At 61.0% G+C, this 19453-nt stretch carries 21 protein-coding genes and 2 tRNA genes; 16 read left to right on the forward strand and 7 right to left on the reverse strand.

Annotated elements, in window-relative coordinates; genetic code table 11:
• Positions 1-116 precede the first annotated feature (116 nt).
• From A9K68_RS16530 to A9K68_RS16540, 3 genes are all read left to right on the forward strand, one after another.
• Positions 117-1052, forward strand: coding sequence for a pirin family protein (locus A9K68_RS16530; RefSeq protein ID WP_065007802.1), 936 nt, complete (start codon positions 117-119; stop codon positions 1050-1052).
• A gap of 96 nt (positions 1053-1148) precedes the next feature.
• Complete coding sequence (locus tag A9K68_RS16535; RefSeq protein ID WP_065007803.1) at positions 1149-2402, forward strand: DUF5996 family protein; 1254 nt, start codon at positions 1149-1151, stop codon at positions 2400-2402.
• A 417-nt stretch (positions 2403-2819) separates the two neighbouring features.
• Entirely contained in the window at positions 2820-3560 is a 741-nt protein-coding gene (locus A9K68_RS16540) for an SDR family oxidoreductase (protein ID WP_065007804.1), read from the forward strand.
• Between the two features lie 453 nt (positions 3561-4013).
• On the opposite strand, the gene A9K68_RS16545 is transcribed toward A9K68_RS16540, so the two are convergent.
• On the reverse strand, positions 4014-4973 hold the full coding sequence (locus tag A9K68_RS16545; RefSeq protein ID WP_065007742.1) for a LysR family transcriptional regulator: 960 nt from the start codon (positions 4971-4973) through the stop codon (positions 4014-4016).
• Between the two features lie 78 nt (positions 4974-5051).
• Here A9K68_RS16545 and A9K68_RS16550 point away from each other — a divergent pair, with 78 nt between their 5' ends.
• The 5 genes from A9K68_RS16550 (at position 5052) to A9K68_RS16570 (ending at position 7553) form a co-directional block, all read left to right on the forward strand.
• Entirely contained in the window at positions 5052-5510 is a 459-nt protein-coding gene (locus A9K68_RS16550) for a cupin domain-containing protein (protein WP_065007743.1), read from the forward strand.
• Entirely contained in the window at positions 5494-5745 is a 252-nt protein-coding gene (locus tag A9K68_RS16555; protein WP_156768276.1) for a hypothetical protein, read from the forward strand. Before A9K68_RS16550 ends, A9K68_RS16555 begins: the two co-directional genes overlap by 17 nt.
• A gap of 67 nt (positions 5746-5812) precedes the next feature.
• The gene (locus A9K68_RS16560; protein WP_065007744.1) at positions 5813-6382 is read left to right on the forward strand and encodes a GNAT family N-acetyltransferase; all 570 of its coding nucleotides are present in this window, start codon (positions 5813-5815) and stop codon (positions 6380-6382) included.
• 150 nt (positions 6383-6532) lie between these two features.
• Positions 6533-7075, forward strand: coding sequence for a DUF924 family protein (locus tag A9K68_RS16565; RefSeq protein ID WP_065007745.1), 543 nt, complete (start codon positions 6533-6535; stop codon positions 7073-7075).
• 244 nt (positions 7076-7319) lie between these two features.
• Positions 7320-7553 (forward strand): hypothetical protein, encoded by a 234-nt coding sequence (locus tag A9K68_RS16570; RefSeq protein WP_065007805.1) that lies wholly within the window; start codon positions 7320-7322, stop codon positions 7551-7553.
• Positions 7554-8199: 646 nt separating this feature from the next.
• Here the strand turns inward: A9K68_RS16570 and A9K68_RS32485 are convergent.
• The gene (locus A9K68_RS32485) at positions 8200-8370 is read right to left on the reverse strand and encodes a hypothetical protein (protein ID WP_348640685.1); all 171 of its coding nucleotides are present in this window, start codon (positions 8368-8370) and stop codon (positions 8200-8202) included.
• 702 nt (positions 8371-9072) lie between these two features.
• The gene (locus A9K68_RS16580; protein WP_065007747.1) at positions 9073-9321 is read right to left on the reverse strand and encodes a hypothetical protein; all 249 of its coding nucleotides are present in this window, start codon (positions 9319-9321) and stop codon (positions 9073-9075) included.
• A 771-nt stretch (positions 9322-10092) separates the two neighbouring features.
• Here A9K68_RS16580 and A9K68_RS16585 point away from each other — a divergent pair.
• The gene (locus tag A9K68_RS16585; protein ID WP_163603040.1) at positions 10093-10596 is read left to right on the forward strand and encodes a methyltransferase domain-containing protein; all 504 of its coding nucleotides are present in this window, start codon (positions 10093-10095) and stop codon (positions 10594-10596) included.
• Here A9K68_RS16585 and A9K68_RS32295 read toward each other — a convergent pair.
• Positions 10593-10727, reverse strand: a complete 135-nt coding sequence (locus A9K68_RS32295) for a hypothetical protein (protein WP_281409477.1) — start codon at positions 10725-10727, stop codon at positions 10593-10595. The genes A9K68_RS16585 and A9K68_RS32295 overlap by 4 nt on opposite strands.
• On the opposite strand from A9K68_RS32295, the gene A9K68_RS16590 reads away from it, so the two are divergent.
• Positions 10726-11019, forward strand: a complete 294-nt coding sequence (locus A9K68_RS16590) for a hypothetical protein (protein WP_082982312.1) — start codon at positions 10726-10728, stop codon at positions 11017-11019. The two genes, A9K68_RS32295 and A9K68_RS16590, sit on opposite strands and share 2 nt — an antisense overlap.
• A gap of 56 nt (positions 11020-11075) precedes the next feature.
• On the opposite strand, the gene A9K68_RS16595 is transcribed toward A9K68_RS16590, so the two are convergent.
• The 3 genes from A9K68_RS16595 to A9K68_RS16600 form a co-directional block, all read right to left on the reverse strand.
• Positions 11076-11306: a hypothetical protein gene (locus A9K68_RS16595; RefSeq protein ID WP_156768279.1), complete on the reverse strand. Its 231-nt coding sequence runs from the start codon at positions 11304-11306 to the stop codon at positions 11076-11078.
• Positions 11307-11440: 134 nt separating this feature from the next.
• Positions 11441-11566, reverse strand: a complete 126-nt coding sequence (locus tag A9K68_RS32300; RefSeq protein ID WP_281409478.1) for a hypothetical protein — start codon at positions 11564-11566, stop codon at positions 11441-11443.
• A 123-nt stretch (positions 11567-11689) separates the two neighbouring features.
• Positions 11690-11764 (reverse strand) — tRNA-Asn (locus A9K68_RS16600).
• A gap of 221 nt (positions 11765-11985) precedes the next feature.
• On the opposite strand from A9K68_RS16600, the gene A9K68_RS16605 reads away from it, so the two are divergent.
• From A9K68_RS16605 to A9K68_RS16630, 6 genes are all read left to right on the forward strand, one after another.
• Positions 11986-12246, forward strand: coding sequence for a hypothetical protein (locus A9K68_RS16605; RefSeq protein WP_029353198.1), 261 nt, complete (start codon positions 11986-11988; stop codon positions 12244-12246).
• A 329-nt stretch (positions 12247-12575) separates the two neighbouring features.
• Positions 12576-12649: transfer RNA gene (locus tag A9K68_RS16610), tRNA-Cys, on the forward strand.
• A 107-nt stretch (positions 12650-12756) separates the two neighbouring features.
• A complete protein-coding gene (locus A9K68_RS16615) occupies positions 12757-13425 on the forward strand; it encodes a protein-L-isoaspartate O-methyltransferase (protein WP_065007752.1) in 669 nt (222 codons plus the stop codon).
• Between the two features lie 186 nt (positions 13426-13611).
• A complete protein-coding gene (locus tag A9K68_RS16620) occupies positions 13612-15021 on the forward strand; it encodes a TolC family outer membrane protein (RefSeq protein ID WP_065007753.1) in 1410 nt (469 codons plus the stop codon).
• A 211-nt stretch (positions 15022-15232) separates the two neighbouring features.
• Positions 15233-16150 carry a PopZ family protein gene (locus tag A9K68_RS16625; RefSeq protein WP_065007754.1) on the forward strand — a complete coding sequence of 306 codons (918 nt, stop codon included), beginning with the start codon at positions 15233-15235 and terminating at the stop codon, positions 16148-16150.
• A gap of 220 nt (positions 16151-16370) precedes the next feature.
• Complete coding sequence (locus tag A9K68_RS16630; RefSeq protein ID WP_065007755.1) at positions 16371-19154, forward strand: valine--tRNA ligase; 2784 nt, start codon at positions 16371-16373, stop codon at positions 19152-19154.
• Positions 19155-19453: the final 299 nt, after the last annotated feature.

Raw genomic sequence — 19453 nt, forward strand, 5'->3', positions numbered from 1 at the left:
GACATGGCCCGCACGTTCCACTTGCTGCGACACAGCTTGACGTATCACGGGGCTAGTTCGGTTGACGGTCGTGCGCCAGTTTAGACATTCCGGAAGCCCAAGAGAGGATGGCGCGCATGAGTTGGAACCCGGCAATCGAACCGGGCTGCCCCGATGAGGTCGGAATCGACGCGATCGAAACCCTCATCGTTCCCCGTTCCCGCGACCTCGGCGGCTTCGAGGTCCGGCGCGCTCTGCCAGCGCCGAAGCGGCAGATGGTCGGGCCGTTCATCTTGTTCGACCAGGCGGGGCCGGCCGAACTATTGACCGGACGGGGCATCGATGTCCGTCCGCACCCGCATATCGGGCTCGGCACCATCACGTACCTTTATCGCGGCGACTTTCATCACCGCGACGGCACCGGCGCCGACCAGATAATACGCCCTGGCGCGCTGAACTGGATGGTCGCCGGGCGTGGCGTCACCCACTCGGAGCGCACCTCCGCGGCGGCCCGGAGCGGTCCGAACAGTCTGTTCGGGATCCAGACATGGCTGGCCCTGCCCGACACGCATGAGGATATGGCGCCCACCTTCGAACATCACGGCAAGGAGGCCCTGCCGATAATCGAGGATATGGGCGTCTCGGTTCGGCTCATTCTTGGAAGCGCCTACGGCAAGGTCGCGCCCGCGACGATGTTCTCCGAGACGTTCTACGCCGATGTGAAACTCGAGCGGGGAAGCCGGCTGCCCATGCCGGACGATCACGAGGACAGCGCCATCTACATCGTCGAAGGCTCGATCTCGATCGCCGGCCAGACTTTCGAGGCACCGCAGATGATGATCTTCCGCCCCGGCGACAGGATAACGGTCGCGGCCGGCGACCAGGGCGCGCGGCTGATGATCCTCGGCGGCGCAACGCTCAGCGGACCGCGTTACATCTGGTGGAACTTCGTCGCCTCGTCCCGGGAGCGCATCGAAGAGGCCAAGGCCGAATGGCGCGCCGAGAATTGGGGCAAGGGACGCTTCGATCTGCCCGTCGATGACCGAAAAGAGCACATTCCTGTTCCGGACTGAGTGACAATGATGGAGTGATTGCGCGGGCGCAATTCAAGCGACCCGGACCACACGAATGGCTCCCGTATAGGGCAGATGCTGAATGGAGAAGGCGGAATGAACGACAACTGGCCCCACCTCGACTACCTCAGTTGGCGCGAGACTTGTTCCGCACTGCATCTCTACCTGCAGGTCGCGGGCAAATACCGGCTGGCGCATACGCCGTGGCTGAACCATTCCTGGAACGCGACCTTCTATGTCACGCCGAACGGACTGGCATCCTCACCAATACCGGACGGTCCGGGCATCGAGGTCCTGTTCGACCTTCGAGAGCACAGGGTCATGGGCACCTGCGGCAACGGGCGCAAGGCATCGTTCGCACTCGAGCCGATGACCGTCGCGGCGTTCCACGCCAGCTTCGTGGAGTTGATTTCGGAGCTCGGCGGCACGCCGACATTCAACGGACAACCCAACGAGGTGCCCAACCCCGTACCCTTCGCCGAAGATCATCGCGAGCGGCCCTATGACCGCGACGCCGTTCGGCGCTTCCACCAAGCGCTCGTGGCGGTCGACAGGGTTTTCAATCGGTTCCGCACCTCCTTTGTCGGCAAATCCAGTCCCGTGCATCTGTTCTGGGGCGCTCTCGACCTGGCCGTCACGCGCTTCTCAGGGAGGCGTGCCCCGCTCCACCCCGGCGGTATTCCCGCCTTGCCCGACGACGTGGCCCAGGAGGCCTATGACCGCGAGGTCTCGTCAGCGGGCTTCTGGCCGGGCGGCGGCGGCATCGACTATCCTGCCTTCTACGCCTACGCCTATCCGACGCCGAACGGCTACCGGGCCGCGACGGTCCGGCCCGACGCCGCGTTCTGGCACGACGGCCTATCTGAATTCATCCTCCCTTACGATGCCGTGCAGTCGGCGGCCGATCCCGATGAGGCCCTTACGGAGTTTCTAGTCTCAACCTACGAGGCGGCTGCCGATCTGGGCAGATGGGACCGTGATCTGCTGGAATGCGCGCAAGGGCGTTCGCGTCAGGTACGCCGCCCGGACGCGGCGCTGGCAAAGGATGCGCCTTCAGCCGGCGACGAACGGGTTGAACGCGAGGATGGAGCATCGAAAGGGCGTTATCGGCTGATCATCGATGGCGTCGAGGCGGAGATGACCTACAGCCGGGCCGGTAAGAGGTTGATCATCATTGACCATACCGAAGTTCCGGCGGCCTTGCGTGGCCGCAAGGTCGGCGAGCGGCTGGTGAGACAGGCGGTCGAGGATGCCCGGCGCGACGGGGTCATCATCATGCCGCTCTGCCCGTTCGCAAAGGCGCAGATCGGCCGTCATCCGGAATGGCAGGACGTGCTACGTCGATCATAGGGGGCGTGGCTGTCCGCCGAAACACCAACAGGCCGCGGATATCGCCAAGCGTATCGGGCCCGCAAAGTCGCTTGATCACCAACGCAATCGAACTGAGGGCACCGTCCTCTGAAGCAGCGATGGTGGTACGGCGCGACCGAGGAAAGCGTAAGCCGAAACCGGAATTGCCCTTCGCGCAAAGGCCCGGCTTGAACGAGTCGGTGGCATCGGACCGGCCATCGCTCCGGAAGGTTGTCGCCCTGTCCGGCTTGAGAGGCCATCGGCCGGCGTTCCCCCTTCGCAACACAGTTTGGCATTTCTCGACACTGAAAGTGACAGATCCCGAAACCAAATTGGTGATCAGGCCTTTGACCGCCTGCCGCGTCTCACGCCAATCGCCTGGGCGCTTGAACCAACATGGTAGAAAAGGACAAACATATGATCGATCTTAATGGGAAGCGTGCAATGGTTACCGGAGCTTGCCGGGGCATCGGAGCCGCGATCGCGCTGGCGCTGGCAGAGAACGGTGCTGACGTCGCGTTCACGTACCAGAGCTCGGCCAAAAAAGCTGAAGCGATGGCCAAATCCATCGAGCGCACAGGGCGTCGCGCAGTCGCCATCCAAGCCGACAGCGCCACCCCGGAGGCTATCATGCGCTCTGTGAGCGAAGCCGTCTCGGCGCTCGGTGGACTCGATATCCTCGTCAACAGCGCGGCCATGGGCCACACTGGAGCGATCGCCGACATCGACGTGAATGACTATCAGGCCGTGATGGACGTTAACGTGCGAGCGCCAGTGCTGTTTGCGAAAGCAGTCATTCCGCATCTCAGCGAAGGGGGACGCCTCATCACTATCGGTTCGGCCTTGGGGGAGCGGGTCCCGTTCCCAGGCATAACGGCTTATGCGATGTCCAAGGCGGCACTTACCTCCTTGACGCGCGGTCTTTCGCGCGAACTCGGCCCGAACGGCATCATCGTCAATCTTCTGCAGCCCGGGGCGACCGATAGGGATTCAAATCCGGCGGATGGCGAGGCTGCCGATTTCCAGCGAAGCCTGACGTCTTTGGGACGCTACGCCCAGCCGCGCGAAGTCGCCAACGCTGTGGTCTTTCTGGCAAATCCCGCCGCGAGCGTGATTACGGGCGCCATCTTGACCGCCGACGGCAGTGCAATCGCCTGAGCCAACTTGATATTCGCCAGCAGGCCAATCGCCTGCTGCAAGCTGCATCGAGCACGGCCTCGTCGCGGACTGCATGTGCCGAAACCGAACCTGCCGGTCGCATTTAGGCCCGGCGCTACAGGGCAGGGCCGTTGGATTTCAGGCGGAAGGGAAAGTTTGTCTGAACGACTGAGTTGAAGGCGCGAACCAGACCAGGCAAATTTGCCTGAAAAGGGGCCGACAGCGGAATGGCGGCTTAGAGCCGCAAATATCGAAAGGCGGGCATTCGCGTCGGGGAGGGCATAGTCGTGACCTGACCTAGACTAAGCGGACCGGCAACTTGCGCACCGATCAGTCGTTGAGGAGGCCTTACCGGAATCCCAGCAGCGGAGATTTCATCGGGAGGATCCGCTGCGTATCCGCACCCTGTGCGATCAGGTGCAACCGGGTACCAGCTTGGGGCCGGGCCGGTTCTTATCCCGTCGCTGAAGGTCGCGCCGTTCGTTCGAGCAGGTCGAAAAGCCATGCCACACCCGCATCCATCAGGGCAGCCTTCGACGTGATCGCGCAGATGCGCGAACGAATGAGAGGTAATGGGGGCTCTACGCCGACCAGGCCGAAATACCGGCTATACATTGCCAAAAAACTCCTCGGAAGCGCAGCGATAAGATCCGTCTCCGAGATCACACCGAGCGCGAACATGAAGTTGGGGACGGTAAGCGCAGCCCGGCGCGTGCGTCCCTGCTCGGCAAGAAAATCGTCAACGAAGCCGTAGGCATCGCCGGTGAGCGAAACGACCAGATGCTGCTCCTGGCAGTAAGCATCCAGCGTCGCATTCTTGCTGAACGGGTGGCCAGCTCGCATGGCGATCACGAAATCCTCTTCGTAGAGGGCCCGGGCGACGAAGCGCGCCGGAACGGCGTTGTCAGCCGGGACCACCGCAATATCCATCGCCCGCGCCTCAATGTCCGGGAGAACCGGTTCCCAAACACTATCGGTCGTCCTAACGGCACGCGGCGGAAGGATCTGGCGGACGCTGATATCGACCCCCGGTGCGGACACATGCAGGGCGGAAAGCAACGGGGACAGGAAAACGGCCGAGACGCCATCGGGTGCGCCGATCGTGAAGCGGCGCGTGGATGTGGCGGCGTCGAATGGCTCGGCAGTAGCGATAACGCTGCGCGTTCGCGTGAGAATGTCGGCGATCGGTGCGGCCAGGTCCATCGCTCGCTCCGTCGGTACCACGCCCTTCGGTGTTCGCAGGAACAGCGGATCATTGAGCAGCCGTCGCAGTCGGCCGAGACCATGGCTGACGGCCGACGGCGAGAGACTGAGCCTTTCCGCCGCCTGGCCGACGTGCCGCTCTTCCAGCACGACCTCGAACAGGACGAGCAGATTGAGGTCAACTCGCGATAGATCAATCTCATTCAGCATATCGCTGAAAACATGTCACTGGATTCAGGTCTCTGCAAGTGCGATTTGCGGCGACAGACAAATCGTACGGAGAATTTCATGTCACGAGCAGCCGCTGAGGTCCTGCAACCAATCATTGCCAAACCCGGCACGCCTCCGATCTCCGCCGTCGGAACGTCCCTCGTTGTTCGAGAGTGGACGATGTCCGGCCCCGATTGGATGCATGTACATGAGTCGGACGACGAGGCATGGCATGTGCTGGAAGGGATGCTTCGCTTCAAGTTCCTGGATCGGGAGGTCGATGCCACCCCCGGAACGACGGTCTTCGTGCCCGCCGGCCTTGCGCACACCTATCAGGCGATCGAGCCGAGCCGCTACCTCATCATCCTGACGCCGAAGATCGACCGTCTCATCGAGAGATTGCTGGATCCGACGGAGGTTTCCGATTTACGCACGACGCTCGGCGAATTCGACACGGTAATGGTCGATCGCCCTGCAAACGACGGAGCAGACATTCACACGCCGCAGCATGGAGGCTTGGATGCCGTGGACGATTGAATGGGCCGCCCACATGCATGGGCTGTACTCTCGGGAGGCTTTTCTGGAGCTGGCAGCGCTCACCGGATTAGAGTTGCCGCATCGCAGTGCGTCTTCGAAAGAAGCCGCTCGAGGATCCGAGCAGGCACACAAGACCCGCGACGAACTGCATCGGCAGCGCGGCTACGCGCCCAAGGATCAGCGCGCGCGCTTGTCCGACGTCGTGACCCGATTGTGGAGACGGCAGCGGCTATGATTGCGGCAATGACCGGTCGTGCCGGGACTACGGCTGCCGAGCAGTTCTTACACAAGCGAACAAACAGATGATCATGCCTTCCGATCACGCCTCCCTATTCGCCCATCCCGTTCGTATCATTCCGATCACGGCCGAATTGCTTGCCATCGAAGAGCAGGGCGTCGCCGGACTCGCACGAATTCTCGATGTGGATCCGCCCCTCGAATGGCCGGCCGAATTCGGGGGAGAGCACTATCGGCGCGTGCTGCTGGACCTGATGCAGCGCCATCCGGCGCTGGGGCAGTATGGCGGCTGGTACGTGATCGCGGCTAACCGCCTTGTCGGGTTCTGCGGCTTCAAGGGTCCCCCGGACGCGCGCGGCCTCGTGGAGATCGGCTTTTCGATCGCCGCGCCGCACCAGCGAAATGGATACGCCCGCCAAGCGGTCGCCCTCCTCCTCGCTCGGGCTTCTGCCGACCCAATCGTGACCGGTGTCGCCGCAAGGACGCTTCCACACTTGGAGGCATCGCGTCGAGTGTTGGAAGCCTGCGGATTCAAGCTCAGCGAGACCATCGCGGATGACAAGCTCGGCATTGTCCTTCGTTACGTCCGCTCTCTCGATCGACGTGCTGAGTCAGTGATGAACAGAGGAGCTTAATATCCCACTGACAAACCGGGGGCTGGGTTCCACTGAGCACCCATCCAAAACGCAAGTAACCAAACCAGACCGGGAGCTTTTAAGATGTCGCCATCTCTTCGACGGGCTCGCCCGCATGATGATGCATGGACGAGCCCTCCCACTCTCCCCATGCAGCCCATTTTCCCAGTCGATGCCGTCGCATTCTGGCGCGAGGCAGGACCCGAGCTGTGGTTCGCAAAGGACGAAACCTTCGACCGGCGGTTCCGGCATCGCTTCTCAGACGCCCATGACGCGGCCGCCAGTCACGCCCTCGATCATTGGATGGCGTCCGCCTATGGCAGCCTGGCTCTGATCCTGTTGCTGGACCAGTATCCTCGCAACGCCTTCCGCGGATCGCCGCGCATGTACGCCACCGATGAAAAGGCACGTCGGCTCGCTTCCACGGCGATTGAGCTCGGACACGACAGGCAAGGACCTCAGGACCTGCGGCTCTTCTACTATCTGCCTTTCGGCCACTCGGAGGATCTCGTCGATCAGGATCTGTCCGTGTCGCTGGCTCACCAGCTGGGCGAGCCATATTTCGCGCGGGCGAAGCACCACCGAGAGATCGTCCGCCGCTTCGGGCGCTTTCCCCATCGCAACGCTTTTCTCTCACGTGAAAGCACCGCGGAGGAGCTGCATTTCCTGGCCAACGGAGGGTTCGCAGGATGAGGTGGACAACGTTGTTGGCAGCCAGCTTGTTGAGCACCGCGACAGCGCTCGGGGGCGGCGCGCGCGGGACGGTCAAGACCAAGGAGGAGGGGGTAGTTGAGGTCGAGCGCGCCTTTACTCGCCGAATCGTCAAGGCGGACTGGCGTTAGACATAAGCACCCCCTAATCGATGAACGCCTTATGTACGTTCCCGGAACAAATTGCGGGTGCTATGGTTTGCCCCGAAACCAACGTGGAGTTTGTCATGGAATTGGGCGAGATGCAGGCAATTGCCGATACGCTCATGCGTGTTGTGGCACCGGACATGTCACCGAGGCAAGTGCTGAAAGCTGTCAAGAAGGCGCACCCCAAGGCATCCAAGAAGGACATAGCCAGGGCGGCGTTCTTCTCGATCATTTCAAACGAGGACCAAGATCACGGCAAGGCCAAGAACCTTCAAGCGTTCGCCATAGCCGAGCGTGTCAATGACGGCCCGTAGCGCTGTCCAACCGTAGGGAATGGCTAGAATATTGCCGCCGCTGGCGATTCAATATCGGCCACCGGTAAGCGATAGCCCCGCATTTCCTTTGTAGAGGTAGACGGCATTCGACGGCCCGGCTTAGACTTTTCCGTTGAAACATCGAGCGTTTGACAAAGACAGTGGAGGATGCCGTCATTAAGGTTGAGCGCGCCTACACTCGCCGGATCGTCAAGGCGGACTGGCGCTAAATCCAGACCAGCAAACAAGACGCCGGCCGCCAAGCCGGCGCCAGGCCGCGCGAGGCGCGTCGGCGGCGTTATGACAGCGGCGATCGCTACGGCGAGAATGGTCGGCGCCTCTACAGTGCCTATGATGCCGCAACAGCAGCCCGGCCACGTCGCCAGATTTCACCGAAGCGATGGCGTCTTGTCGCCATTATCCTTGGCGTATTAGCCTTGCAGCGATCGCCATGATAAGTATGTTGCCGCACTAGCAGGAAGAAACCCGCCCGGCCGAGGGGCAACCGGAGCGGGTTTTTTATGTGGCCTGAAACGGGGGGTGCCTTCCGTTTCTACCATGTAATCAACTTGCAACCGCCATTTGGGTTCCGTTCAGGGCTGAAAGATATCTCGCCCAGCCAGCGCTATTTCGGGCTGATACAGCATCAAGTCCGCTTATCCACCAGCGGCGTCTTCCGATTCGGCGGGACATAGCTGGTCACCAGCCTGACCTTATCGATATCCACCGTGACCGCCGGGCTTAGACCGATCGTCGCCTTGCCCTCATCGACGCGCAGGACGTCCCCGACGAGTTCGATCTGGTGGCCGCGCTTCACCGTCTTGTCAACGATCGAATGCGGAAACCCATAGGAGGGGATGGAGACGCCGATCCTGTCCTCGGTGACGCGCCGACGGACTGTCGCGGTTGTCGCAACCTCATCACCGATCTTGATGCCCCCTAGCCATCCTTCGATTCTGGGGCGGCGTTTATGTAGTCAAGAGGATGCTAATATACCAGACAGCGCTCTTCGCTAGCGGAGGCGGTCCAGCGGCTTGGTTGCGGAGGGTGGCAGCTAGAGGCCGCTGGGCCTGACCAGCGAGCCTTAGGGGAGCTCGCCTGGCTGGCAGATACATGAGCTAAGGCTAATGGAAGCGAAACATGCGAACGAATTACGTGGCGGGAATTCGCCCGTCGCTTCGCAAATGTAGCGGCGGGGGAGCGGACGCCACTGATCGGCCGCGTCAAACACCCGCGTTGGCGAGGAAGACCTTCGGCATGCCTCGCTGCAGGACTTTCGCGAAGCAAAATGATCGCCACCCGATGGAACATTGCGCTGACTTAGAAGTTTGGGATTGGGTGAATCTAGCGCAAAATTTGCCCCGTCACGCCCACCTCAGTGGGTTTCGGGCCCGTCCCGGACCTCTCAAACGGAACGGGCTCTGGACGCAAAACCCCCTTAGGGAAACGCAAGCATAACCCGCCAAGAAAAAAGAAGCGTTCAGAAAGCCGCTGCTGCTAGATCTGCTTTGGGTGTGCCTCAGTTTGGAAACTGTAGAACGATTGCTTCGAAGATGAGATGGGTTCTCAAGCAGGGGTCGCCGTGCCCGTCACGTACAGTGATTGCCAGTTCCTGCCGATCGGCTCTGGGTATTACATTCTTTGACCATTCAGCGAGAGCTTGCGCAGCTTCCGCTTTGGCGGCCGCCAAATCCGGCAACTCCAAGCCAATGTCATCGACGATAGCGAGCTCGTTGCTTTCATCCCAATCGAAGTAAAAGCGAGGCATGATCGCTTCTAACCTCAGGCTGGGCCGGATGTTCCGCTCAGCCTTTCAACCTCTGAATAGATTTGGCAACGGCAAAGCATTCGTACCCGGCAGGGCGGGCTTGACAATTTCAGGCTTTCCGCAGCCTTACACCGGCGCCGTCGCCATTCTCGGGGATGAACTCGACGCCGGCCGCTTCAAGGGCGAGCCGCACAAAGTCTGGAGCCTCCAGGGAGCCGCCAAACTTCCCGGTCTCAAAGTTCGAGATTGAGTTTCGATGAACCCCCGCCGCCTTGGCCAGGTCTCGAAAGGGGAATACCATGCGAAAGACAACGCGCGCCGGAGCAGCCGGCGTGGGCATCCTGAAAACGGCCAAATCGCTTCCTATATTGGGCCGAAGGTGCAATCGCATAGGCGAGGGTGTCGCATGATCAGACTTGTCGTCAGTGCCCTGGTCGTCGCCGTGGCCAGAGCGGACCGTAAACCCTCTTCACCGCGAGGATTCTCGTCATGGCTAGAGAAGGGTCACTGAGAAGATCGACATCGGTCTTGACTAGGGCTCGGCGGCTCGGACGAAAGATCCTGCGCTGGCTGGAGGGAGACAGCCGATCCCAACAGCTCAGAGACGAAGTTCTGTTTTGGAGACACTGGTTCTCCACTCAGGGATCATTCTGGCCAGAGGACTACAAGGAACGTCTTGACCCCAATTTACCAATTCAGGATCACGTTGGACGATATGTCGACAGGTTGACGACCAATCCAGTTTCCATACTCGATGTGGGCGCTGGCCCCTTGACGAAGCTCGGCAAAGTACATGCCTCGAAAGAGATCATGATTACTGCAACTGACCTGCTGGCAACAGAATATGATCAAGTTCTGAGAGATTTTTGGATCCAACCTCTTGTGCGAACAGTCTTTGGTGACGCCGAAAATCTTAGCACCCAATTTGGCGATTACAGTTTCGACATCGTGCATGGACAGAATTGTATAGATCACACGGCTAGTCCACTCAAGGCAATACAACAGATGCTCTCGGTCACAAAACATGATGGTTTCGTCGTGCTTTATCATGCTGAAAACGAGGGAAAGACGGAATCGTACAAGCAGCTGCACAAGTGGGACTTCACATGTGAGAAAGGACATTTCGTTATCAGAGGGCCTGGACCGGGTGGGGATTCGGTGGATGCCACTGACGCGCTGGCCGCGGTAGGGTCTGTTGAATGTAGCTTGGATGACGGCGCGGTGCTTGTTGCAATCCGAAAGCATCCGCAAAGACTGTCTTCGACGAACTGCTAAAGGCGCCTTGCTACACCATGAAGGCCGTCCAGTTGAAGGCCGCTCTGCTTCTCGACGACAAGCTGGGCTACAGCGGCAATGATCTGGAACAGCAAGAGGCGCAAGCCCTTCTTTCCTGCTGGTGCAGTCATGAGCGCGGATCCGATCGTTGAGCCCTGCGTCTGTCATGACATTTTCTTCACCGGCGCCGGCCCGCTCCAGTTCATGGGCGGCAATCTCCGCCTGACGCTGTTTGTGAGGCAGCGCTCGACCTACGACGGCAGCATCGAAAACGCGGTGGTGGCCAAGATCGTCGGCAGCCGCGTCGACATGCTCAGGATCGCCGCCGGAATCGTCCTTGGCTGCAATCAGGTGTCCACGCCAAGAGATCGGGTGAAAGCTACTTTCGTGGAATTTCTGGAGGCGCCGAGGGAGCGGCACTGATCATTGCGCAAGCGAAACGATGCCCGGCCGCTTCGGTGGCCGGGCCCTTAAGGCCGTTAGCCTTCCGGGAATTTCGCGAGCACGTCTGCGGGCTGGATGCACGCAAAAAATGCCTCCACCTCGTTCATCAGTTCTCGCGAACCGATCGTCGCGCCCTCGATCTCGAAGATCAGCGATTTGCCGCCAACACTGACAAGACTGTTATAAGGGCCATCGACGGGACCGCGACGAGCTGACTTTTCCTGTTTGGCAAACGGCATCCGAACTTTGGCCAACTGCTCTTTCAAAGCGGCGGCCTCAGAGGCGATCTTGCTCGAAAAGCATTGCTTGTGTTACGTCATCGTTCGAATGATTTCGTAAGCACCCAACGTCCAAAACCGAAAAAGTCATACGCCTTCATGATATCCGGGCCGGGATCCTTCTAGTCTAGAGCCGCCTGGATCTCCAAAGCCATTCGCCGGAGCGACTGGAGCTGAGTCACTGTGTAGATTGAAAAGGCCTTCAGCGGATTGCGCCGGTACATTTCCTCGAACTGCCCGTCGTCCATGTCACACTCCTCGGCACTGTCAAACCATCGGCGGGTTTTGAATGTTGCCCCAGATGTTGCCCTGGGAGCAAATCGCCCAACTTGGCGATTGCGAAGGCTTCCAGCTTAAGAGCTTGAAATTGTTGGCTCCCCGGGCCGGATTCGAACCAGCGACCAACCGGTTAACAGCCGGTTGCTCTACCACTGAGCTACCGGGGAACAGAGGCTCTCATGTGAGTGCCGCAGCCTATAGCAAACCCGTTTCGGCTTTGCAAAGAAGCATTTCGTATTTTTCGGCGCTTTTTCGCGCGACGATTTCTAGCAATCATGTGCGCGCGTCCTCATATGAGCCGTCTGACGGGGGCGCGGAACCGAAAACGTGGTTGCGGCTTTTCGTCAGCTGGTGCTTTTACTTTGCCCGAATGGACCACCGACCAGACATGAGCGCAGCAAGCCACAACCATCCACCGGCACGGAAAATATCGGTCTTCGGCCGTCAGTTCACCATGCCGCGCTCGCGCGGCCTCAGGATTGCGATCGGCGTCGTGCTGATCTTCGGCGGCATTCTCGGCTTCCTGCCGATCCTGGGATTCTGGATGATACCGATCGGATTGCTGGTGCTCTCCTACGAGTTCGCCTTGGTACGCCGCCACCGGCGCCGGCTTGTCGTGTGGTGGGAACGGCGGCGGCGGCCGAACTGACAGTTTGCACCCCGTGGCAAGCCTCTGTGAAGGGGCGGTCTTTCCGGCTCGACTCAGCCCGGCTGATGCCGGGCGCGCTTTTTTCCGGCCCTTGCAACTCCTTCAAAACGGCGGACCTTCTGCTTACCCGACGTGAGGTCCAGGCCCCGGGCTTCCCTTTGCAAAACTCCGTACTTAACAGTTAACTAATATTTTGATTGCAGCATGCGTGTCGACGACGCGATGCGTGGAATCATGGTCGAGGGGAAACCGTCCGGAATGCACCATGGCCGCTTGACGGCATTTTCGCCGCAACCTATTGGAACCGGGTGGAACGCCGGGAGCAATGAGGCCTCGTGGCGGAGTGGTTACGCAGAGGACTGCAAATCCTTGCACCCCGGTTCGATTCCGGGCGAGGCCTCCAAATGCCCAAGCTCCCGCGCACCAGCGCCAGGGGGCTTGAGTTCCGGTCGAAATGAGCCGCGGTCTTGGCGCGGCAAGCAGATTGGTTTTGGGCGGATTGGTTGGAACATGAGCGCTGATTTTGCCGAACGTCGGGTGAAGATGGTCGACGGCCAGATCCGCACCACCGACGTGACCAGCGCGCCGCTGCTCGAGGCGCTGCTTGTCGTGCCGCGCGAGGCCTTTGTTGCCCCCGGCCAGCGCGATCTAGCCTATATCGACGAAGACATCCGCATTGCCAATGCAGCGGATGGCCCCCGCTACCTCATGGAGCCTTCGCCGCTGGCCAAGCTGATGCAGCTGGCCGAAATCGGCCCTGGCGATTCGGCGCTCGATGTCGGCTGCGGCACCGGGTATGCGGCGGCGATCCTGTCGCGGCTGGCAAAGTCCGTCGTTGCGCTGGAAAGCGATCCGGCATTGGCCGAGACCGCCATGTCGACTCTTTCGGCGCTTGGCTGCGACAATGTCAGCGTGGTCACGGGACCGCTGCCGGAAGGCCATGCCGCGGGAGCACCCTACGATGTCATTTTCATCGGCGGCAGCGTGGAGAAAGTGCCGGAGTCACTGCTCAACCAGCTTGCGGAAGGCGGTCGGCTCGTCGCCGTCGAAGGGCAGGGGAATTCGGGTGTGGCCCGATTGTTTCTGAAAACAGGGGGGGTTGTAGCCGGAAGAGGCGCATTTAATGCGGCAATTAAGCCACTACCGGGATTCGAACGTATTCGTGCGTTTGAGTTCTGAATGATTTTGGCTTGCAGCAAAGGCGTTGTCATGTTCGCTTGCGCTTGAACAATCGTTGCTGATCCGCATAACCGGGGTGTTCTTTTGGGGGCTGACAGCAGGGAACCTGAAACACACCGCGCCGGCTGCTCAAATGGGGGAAGCCGGCGCGGTGTGGTTCCCATGCAAAACGAATGAGGGAATAACGTGCCGTCTTTACGCAAGAGCCTTTTTGCCGCCGTCCTCGTTTCGGCGACCGCGCTTTCTCCGCTGGCCGCCTCGGCGGAAACTATTCTCGGTGCACTTTCAAAAGCCTACCAGAACAATTCCCAGCTCAATTCGGCTCGTGCCGGCGTCCGTGTCACCGATGAGGGCGTCGCCATTGCCAAGTCGGGGTGGCGCCCGACCATCACCGGTTCTGCGGACATCGACTTCTCCAGAAGCCATTTCGATGCCCGTAGCGATGGCCCCGGGTCGAACCGAAGCATCTCGTTGACCACTGGCAACTTCGGCGTCCAGATCGACCAGACTCTGTTCGACGGCTTTCAGACCAGGAACAACGTCGCTGCCGCCGAATCGCAGGTCCGCGCATCGGTCGAGAGCCTGCGCAACACCGAAGAGAACATTCTGTTCAACGCGGCAAGCGCCTACATGGACGTGATTCGCGACCGGCAAGTCGCGGTGCTGACGGAGCAGAACCTGCAGTTCCTGACCGAGCAGGCGCGCGCCGCGCGCTCGCGCTTCGACGTCGGCGAAGGCACCCGCACCGACGTGGCACAGGCCGATGCCGAGCGCTCCTCTGCCGTGGCGGAACTGGCCGCCGCCCGCGCCCAGGCGCTGGCAAGCGCTGCGACCTATCGCCAGATCGTCGGGGACGAGCCAGGCAGGCTCAGGGGCGCTTCGCCGTTGTCGAAGCTGTTGCCGTCGAACCTCGATGCGGCGATCGCGATTGCATCCAGCGAGCACCCGGCCATCCTCGCCACCCAGCATCTGGTCGACGCGGCGGCGTTTGGGGTGAAATCGGCCGAAGGCGCGCTGCTGCCGCAGCTTTCGGCTTCCGCCGGCGTTTCCAGCGCCTATCGCAGAACGGCCCCGGGCTCTGCCGATACGGGGCAGGATGGCACAACCAATTCGGCCAGCATCGGTGCCACGTTGACTATACCGATCTATTCGGGCGGGCGCACGTCGGCGATAGTGCGTCAGAACAAGGAATCGCTCAGCCAGGCCCGGATCGAGGTCGATGTGAGCCGCGACACCGTACGGCAAGCCGTGACCTCGGCATGGACGCAATATATCGCCGCCCAGCAAACCGTGGTGGCCAACAGGCAGGTGATCGCCGCCGCGCAGCTTGCCTTGAGCGGCGTCATCGAGGAGCGCAATGTCGGCCAGCGCACCACGCTCGACGTTCTCAACGCCCAAGCCACCCTCATCACCGCCAAGATCAACCAGGCCAGTTCCGAACGCGATTTGGTGGTGGCGAGCTATGCCATCCTCTCGGCGATAGGTCGTCTTTCGGTCGATCGTCTCGCCCTTCAGGTGACGAAATACAGGCCCGAAGAGCATTACAATGCGGTCAAGGACAAGTGGATCGGCCTGCGCACGCCAGACGGCCGCTGATCGCTCCACCAGTTTCAATTCCGTCCAGTTTCAAGGCATTAGAGCCCGCCGTTCAAAGGAACGCGCGGGCTCTAATCTGTTGAAATCCAACGCCCCCTCAGATTGGGGATTCTCGTAAGGCGATCCGTCGGTTACGCTGTTGCCATGATTCGAATCCGGCTTTGGCCGGACTGGAAATCTGCAACGAGTCACAAGGGCGGCGGATGTGACGATGGCGACAGCAAGCAGCGTACAGCGCGAACCTTCCATGGAGGAGATACTGGCTTCCATCAGGAGGATCATCGAGGACAACGATACCGGCCGCAAGCAGCCGGACGAAGCGGACGACCTGCTGCAGGATTTAGCGTCGGTTGCCGTGCCGGCACCGGCGGTAGGCGGGGCGCCACCGGCGGCAGGCGAGGCGCCGCCGGCGGCAGGCGAGGCGCCGCCGGCGGTAGGCGTGGCGCCGCCGGAGGCGGGTGCGTTTCGCGCCGAGTTGCGTCCGGGATTCGACGCCAGGAGGCCGGTCACGCTGACCGAGGTGCAGGCGCCACGGTCGGCCGCCGAGCCTGTCATCGCACGTATGGAGCCGCCGCTGCGTTCCGACCCGACTCCGGTCAAAGCGCCCGTGACGCTTGCTGGTGCCAGGGTCGCGGCCGAGCCGGGCCCGGCCGCCAAGCCGGAGTTGGATATGCCTGCGACGGCAAGGGTTGCCGAGACGACCGACAGCATTGTTGCCGATTGGCGACGTGAGATCGCCGCCGTCGGCGAAACGATGACCGCGGCCAAGCCGGACAGGGCCGAGGTGCGACGAACGCCGGACGCCGAACCGAAGGCCGAGGTTTTCGAGGACGCGGCCGAATCTGCTTTCGAGCCGGCCCCGCCGCGAAGCGGGTTGGCGCGCCCTGCGACAAGCGAGGCACCGTCCACTCGTCCGGCGATCCTTTCCGAACATACGGGCCGGCAGGTCGCCGCCGCCTTCGGCGAGCTTTCCGATGCGTTCGCCAGCCGCAGCAAGAAAACCTTCGACGAGATGGCCGAGGAGATGCTCAGGCCCATGCTGCAGGACTGGCTGGACAACAATCTGCCGACGCTGGTCGAGCGGCTGGTGCGCGAGGAAATCGAGCGCGTAGCGCGCGGCGCGCAGTAACAATTCCGACGGTTGGCGGATGGGGAACGCCGCCGCTGGCGGCGTTTTGTTGATGTGCGATTTAATGCCTACGGCCTCGGCAGTGGCATTGCCTGTGATCTTGTCAGATCTATCTGTATGGCAGGCGAGCCCGCTCGCCTGCCGCCTCGCGGTTGACTTGGCCAAGACCTTCCGATTTACACCGGACCAGCAAAAACCCGACAGCTCGGACCATTTCCCTATGCTCGAAAAAACCTACGACGCTAAAATCGTCGAGCCGAAGATCGCCAAAATCTGGGAGGAGGCCGACGCGTTTCGTGCTGGCGCGGGCGCCGAGGAGGGTGCGGAAGCCTTCACCATCGTCATCCCGCCACCGAACGTCACCGGCTCGCTGCATATGGGCCATGCGCTCAACAACACGCTGCAGGACATTCTGGTGCGCTTCGAGCGCATGCGCGGCAAGAACGTGCTGTGGCAGCCCGGCATGGATCACGCCGGCATCGCTACGCAGATGGTGGTCGAGCGCCAGCTTATGGAGAAGCAGATCCACCGCCGCGACCTGACGCGCGACGAGTTCATCGAGAAAGTCTGGGAGTGGAAGGCTGAATCCGGCGGCGCGATCTTCAACCAGTTGAAGCGGCTGGGGGCCTCGGCCGACTGGAGCCGAGAACGTTTCACCATGGACGAGGGCCTATCCAAGGCGGTGCTCGAAGTGTTCGTCACGCTCTACAAGGAAGGCCTGATCTACAAGGACAAGCGCCTTGTCAACTGGGACCCGAAGCTCTTGACTGCGATTTCCGACCTCGAGGTCGAACAGCAGGAGGTCAACGGCAACCTCTGGCATTTCCGCTACCCCGTCGAGGGCGAGGTTTTCGATCCGGAAAATCCTAAAACCTTCATCACCGTGGCAACGACACGCCCCGAGACGATGCTGGGCGATACGGCGGTGGCGGTGCATCCCGACGACGAGCGTTTTCGGCATCTGGTCGGCAAGAACCTCGTCCTGCCGATCGTCGGCCGCAATATCCCGGTGGTGGCGGACCAATATTCCGATCCGGAGAAAGGCAGCGGCGCGGTCAAGATCACGCCGGCGCATGACTTCAACGACTTCGAGGTCGGCAGGCGCCATAAGCTGACGGCGATCAATGTCCTCACCGTAGAGGCGGCGGTCACCCTCACGGAAAATGACGACTTTCTCGCCGGGCTGGAGGTGACGCCCGAGCGCCAGGCCGTCTGGGATGAACTCAACGGCCTCGATCGTTTCGTCGCGCGCAAAAAGATCGTCGAGCTGATGGTGGCGGGCGGTTTCCTCGAAAAGGTCGAGCCGCATCGCCATGCCGTGCCGCATGGCGATCGCGGCGGCGTGCCGATCGAACCGTTCCTGACCGAACAATGGTATGCGAACGCGGCGGAGCTCGCCAAACCGGCTATTCGTGCGGTGCGCGAGGGCCGTACCAATTTCGTGCCGAAAAACTGGGAAAAGACCTATTTCGACTGGATGGAGAACATCCAGCCCTGGTGCATTTCGCGCCAGCTCTGGTGGGGTCACCAGATCCCGGCCTGGTACGGACCGGATGGACGCGTCTTCGTCGAGAAGACCGAGGAGGAGGCGCTCGCAGCCGCCGTCGAATATTATCTGGCGCTGGAAGGGCCATGGAAGGCCTGGGTTGAGGACAAGCTCGAGAACTTCAAGCCGGGCGAGATCCTGACCCGCGACGAGGATGTGCTCGACACATGGTTCTCGTCGGCGCTGTGGCCGTTCTCGACGCTTGGCTGGCCGGACCAGACGCCGGAGCTGAAAACCTACTACCAGACCGACGTGCTGGTGACCGGCTTCGACATCATCTTCTTCTGGGTCGCCCGCATGATGATGATGGGCCTGCACTTCATGGACGAAGAGCCGTTCCACACCGTCTATGTCCATGCGCTGGTGCGCGACAAGAACGGGCAGAAGATGTCGAAGTCGAAAGGCAACGTCATCGACCCGCTCGATCTCATCGACGAATATGGCGCCGACGCGCTGCGCTTCACGCTGACGGTTATGGCCGCGCAAGGACGCGACGTGAAGCTCGATCCGGCCCGCATCGCCGGCTACCGCAACTTCGGCACCAAGCTGTGGAACGCGACGCGCTTTGCCGAGATGAACGACGTCGCGAGGAACGACGAGTTCTGGCTGAACGACGCCAAGCTGGCGGTCAACCGCTGGATCCTGACCGAACTGACACGCGCCGCGCGCGAAATCACCGAAGGAATCACCTCATACCGGTTCAACGAGGCTGCAGGTGCGGCCTACCGCTTCGTGTGGAACTTGTTCTGCGACTGGTATCTGGAACTGCTGAAGCCGGTGTTCACAGGTCCGGACGAGGCTGCCAAGGCCGAAAGCCGGGCTTGTGTCGCCTTCGTGCTCGACGAGATCTATAAGCTGCTGCATCCGATGATGCCATTCATGACCGAAGAGCTGTGGGCTGAGACCGCCGGCGAGGGCAAGGAACGGCCGTCGCTGCTTTGCCATGCCGCGTGGCCGTCGCCAGACTTTGAGGATGAGGCAGCGGCCGCCGACATCAACTGGCTGGTCGAGCTCGTCTCAGGCATCCGCTCCGTGCGCTCGGAAATGAATGTGCCGCCGGCCGCGATCGCGCCCCTGATGGTGATCGGCGCCAATACCGCGACCCATGAAAGGCTTGAGCGCCAGGCATCGGCCATCAAGCGACTGGCGCGGGTCGGCGACATCTCGCTGGTCGATACGGCGCCTAAGGGCTCCGCCCAGATCGTGCTCAACGAGGCGACCATCTGTCTGCCGCTCGGCAGCCTGATCGACCTTACCGCCGAGGCGGCGCGGCTGCAGAAGGAACTGGTCAAGGTGACCGAAGAGATCGCCCGCCTGCACAAGAAGCTGTCCAACGAGAAATTCATCGCCAACGCGCCGGAAGATGTCGTGGAAGCCGAGCGCGAAAAACTCGCCGAGTATCGCGAGGCGCAAGAAAAGCTTTCGGTGGCGCTGACACGAGTGCGCGAAGCCGGTTGACTTATTCTGGTGTTTGAGAATCGAATTGGCTGAGGTTCGGATTGACCAAAACCCGCTTCCGCTTTTGGGTCCGATGCTCAGGATTCGCGAGTCCTGCGACCTTGCTTTTCGGACGGCTTCCTGACGCGAAATAGGCATTCCGCAGCGTAAATCTTGACGTAAACGGAATGTTTTAGCCCCATTGTTGCCATAATGTAACAACGTGGCCTTGTCTTCGCAAAACCGGCCGTTTTGGCGTCGTTCCACGCGAGTTTTCTGAATTTTTTGTCGATTTGCAACCAAACGGGCCGTTTTCCGGC

The sequence above is a fragment of the Mesorhizobium sp. AA22 genome (genome assembly GCF_001672375.2).
In the GTDB taxonomy this organism is placed as follows: domain Bacteria; phylum Pseudomonadota; class Alphaproteobacteria; order Rhizobiales; family Rhizobiaceae; genus Mesorhizobium; species Mesorhizobium wenxiniae.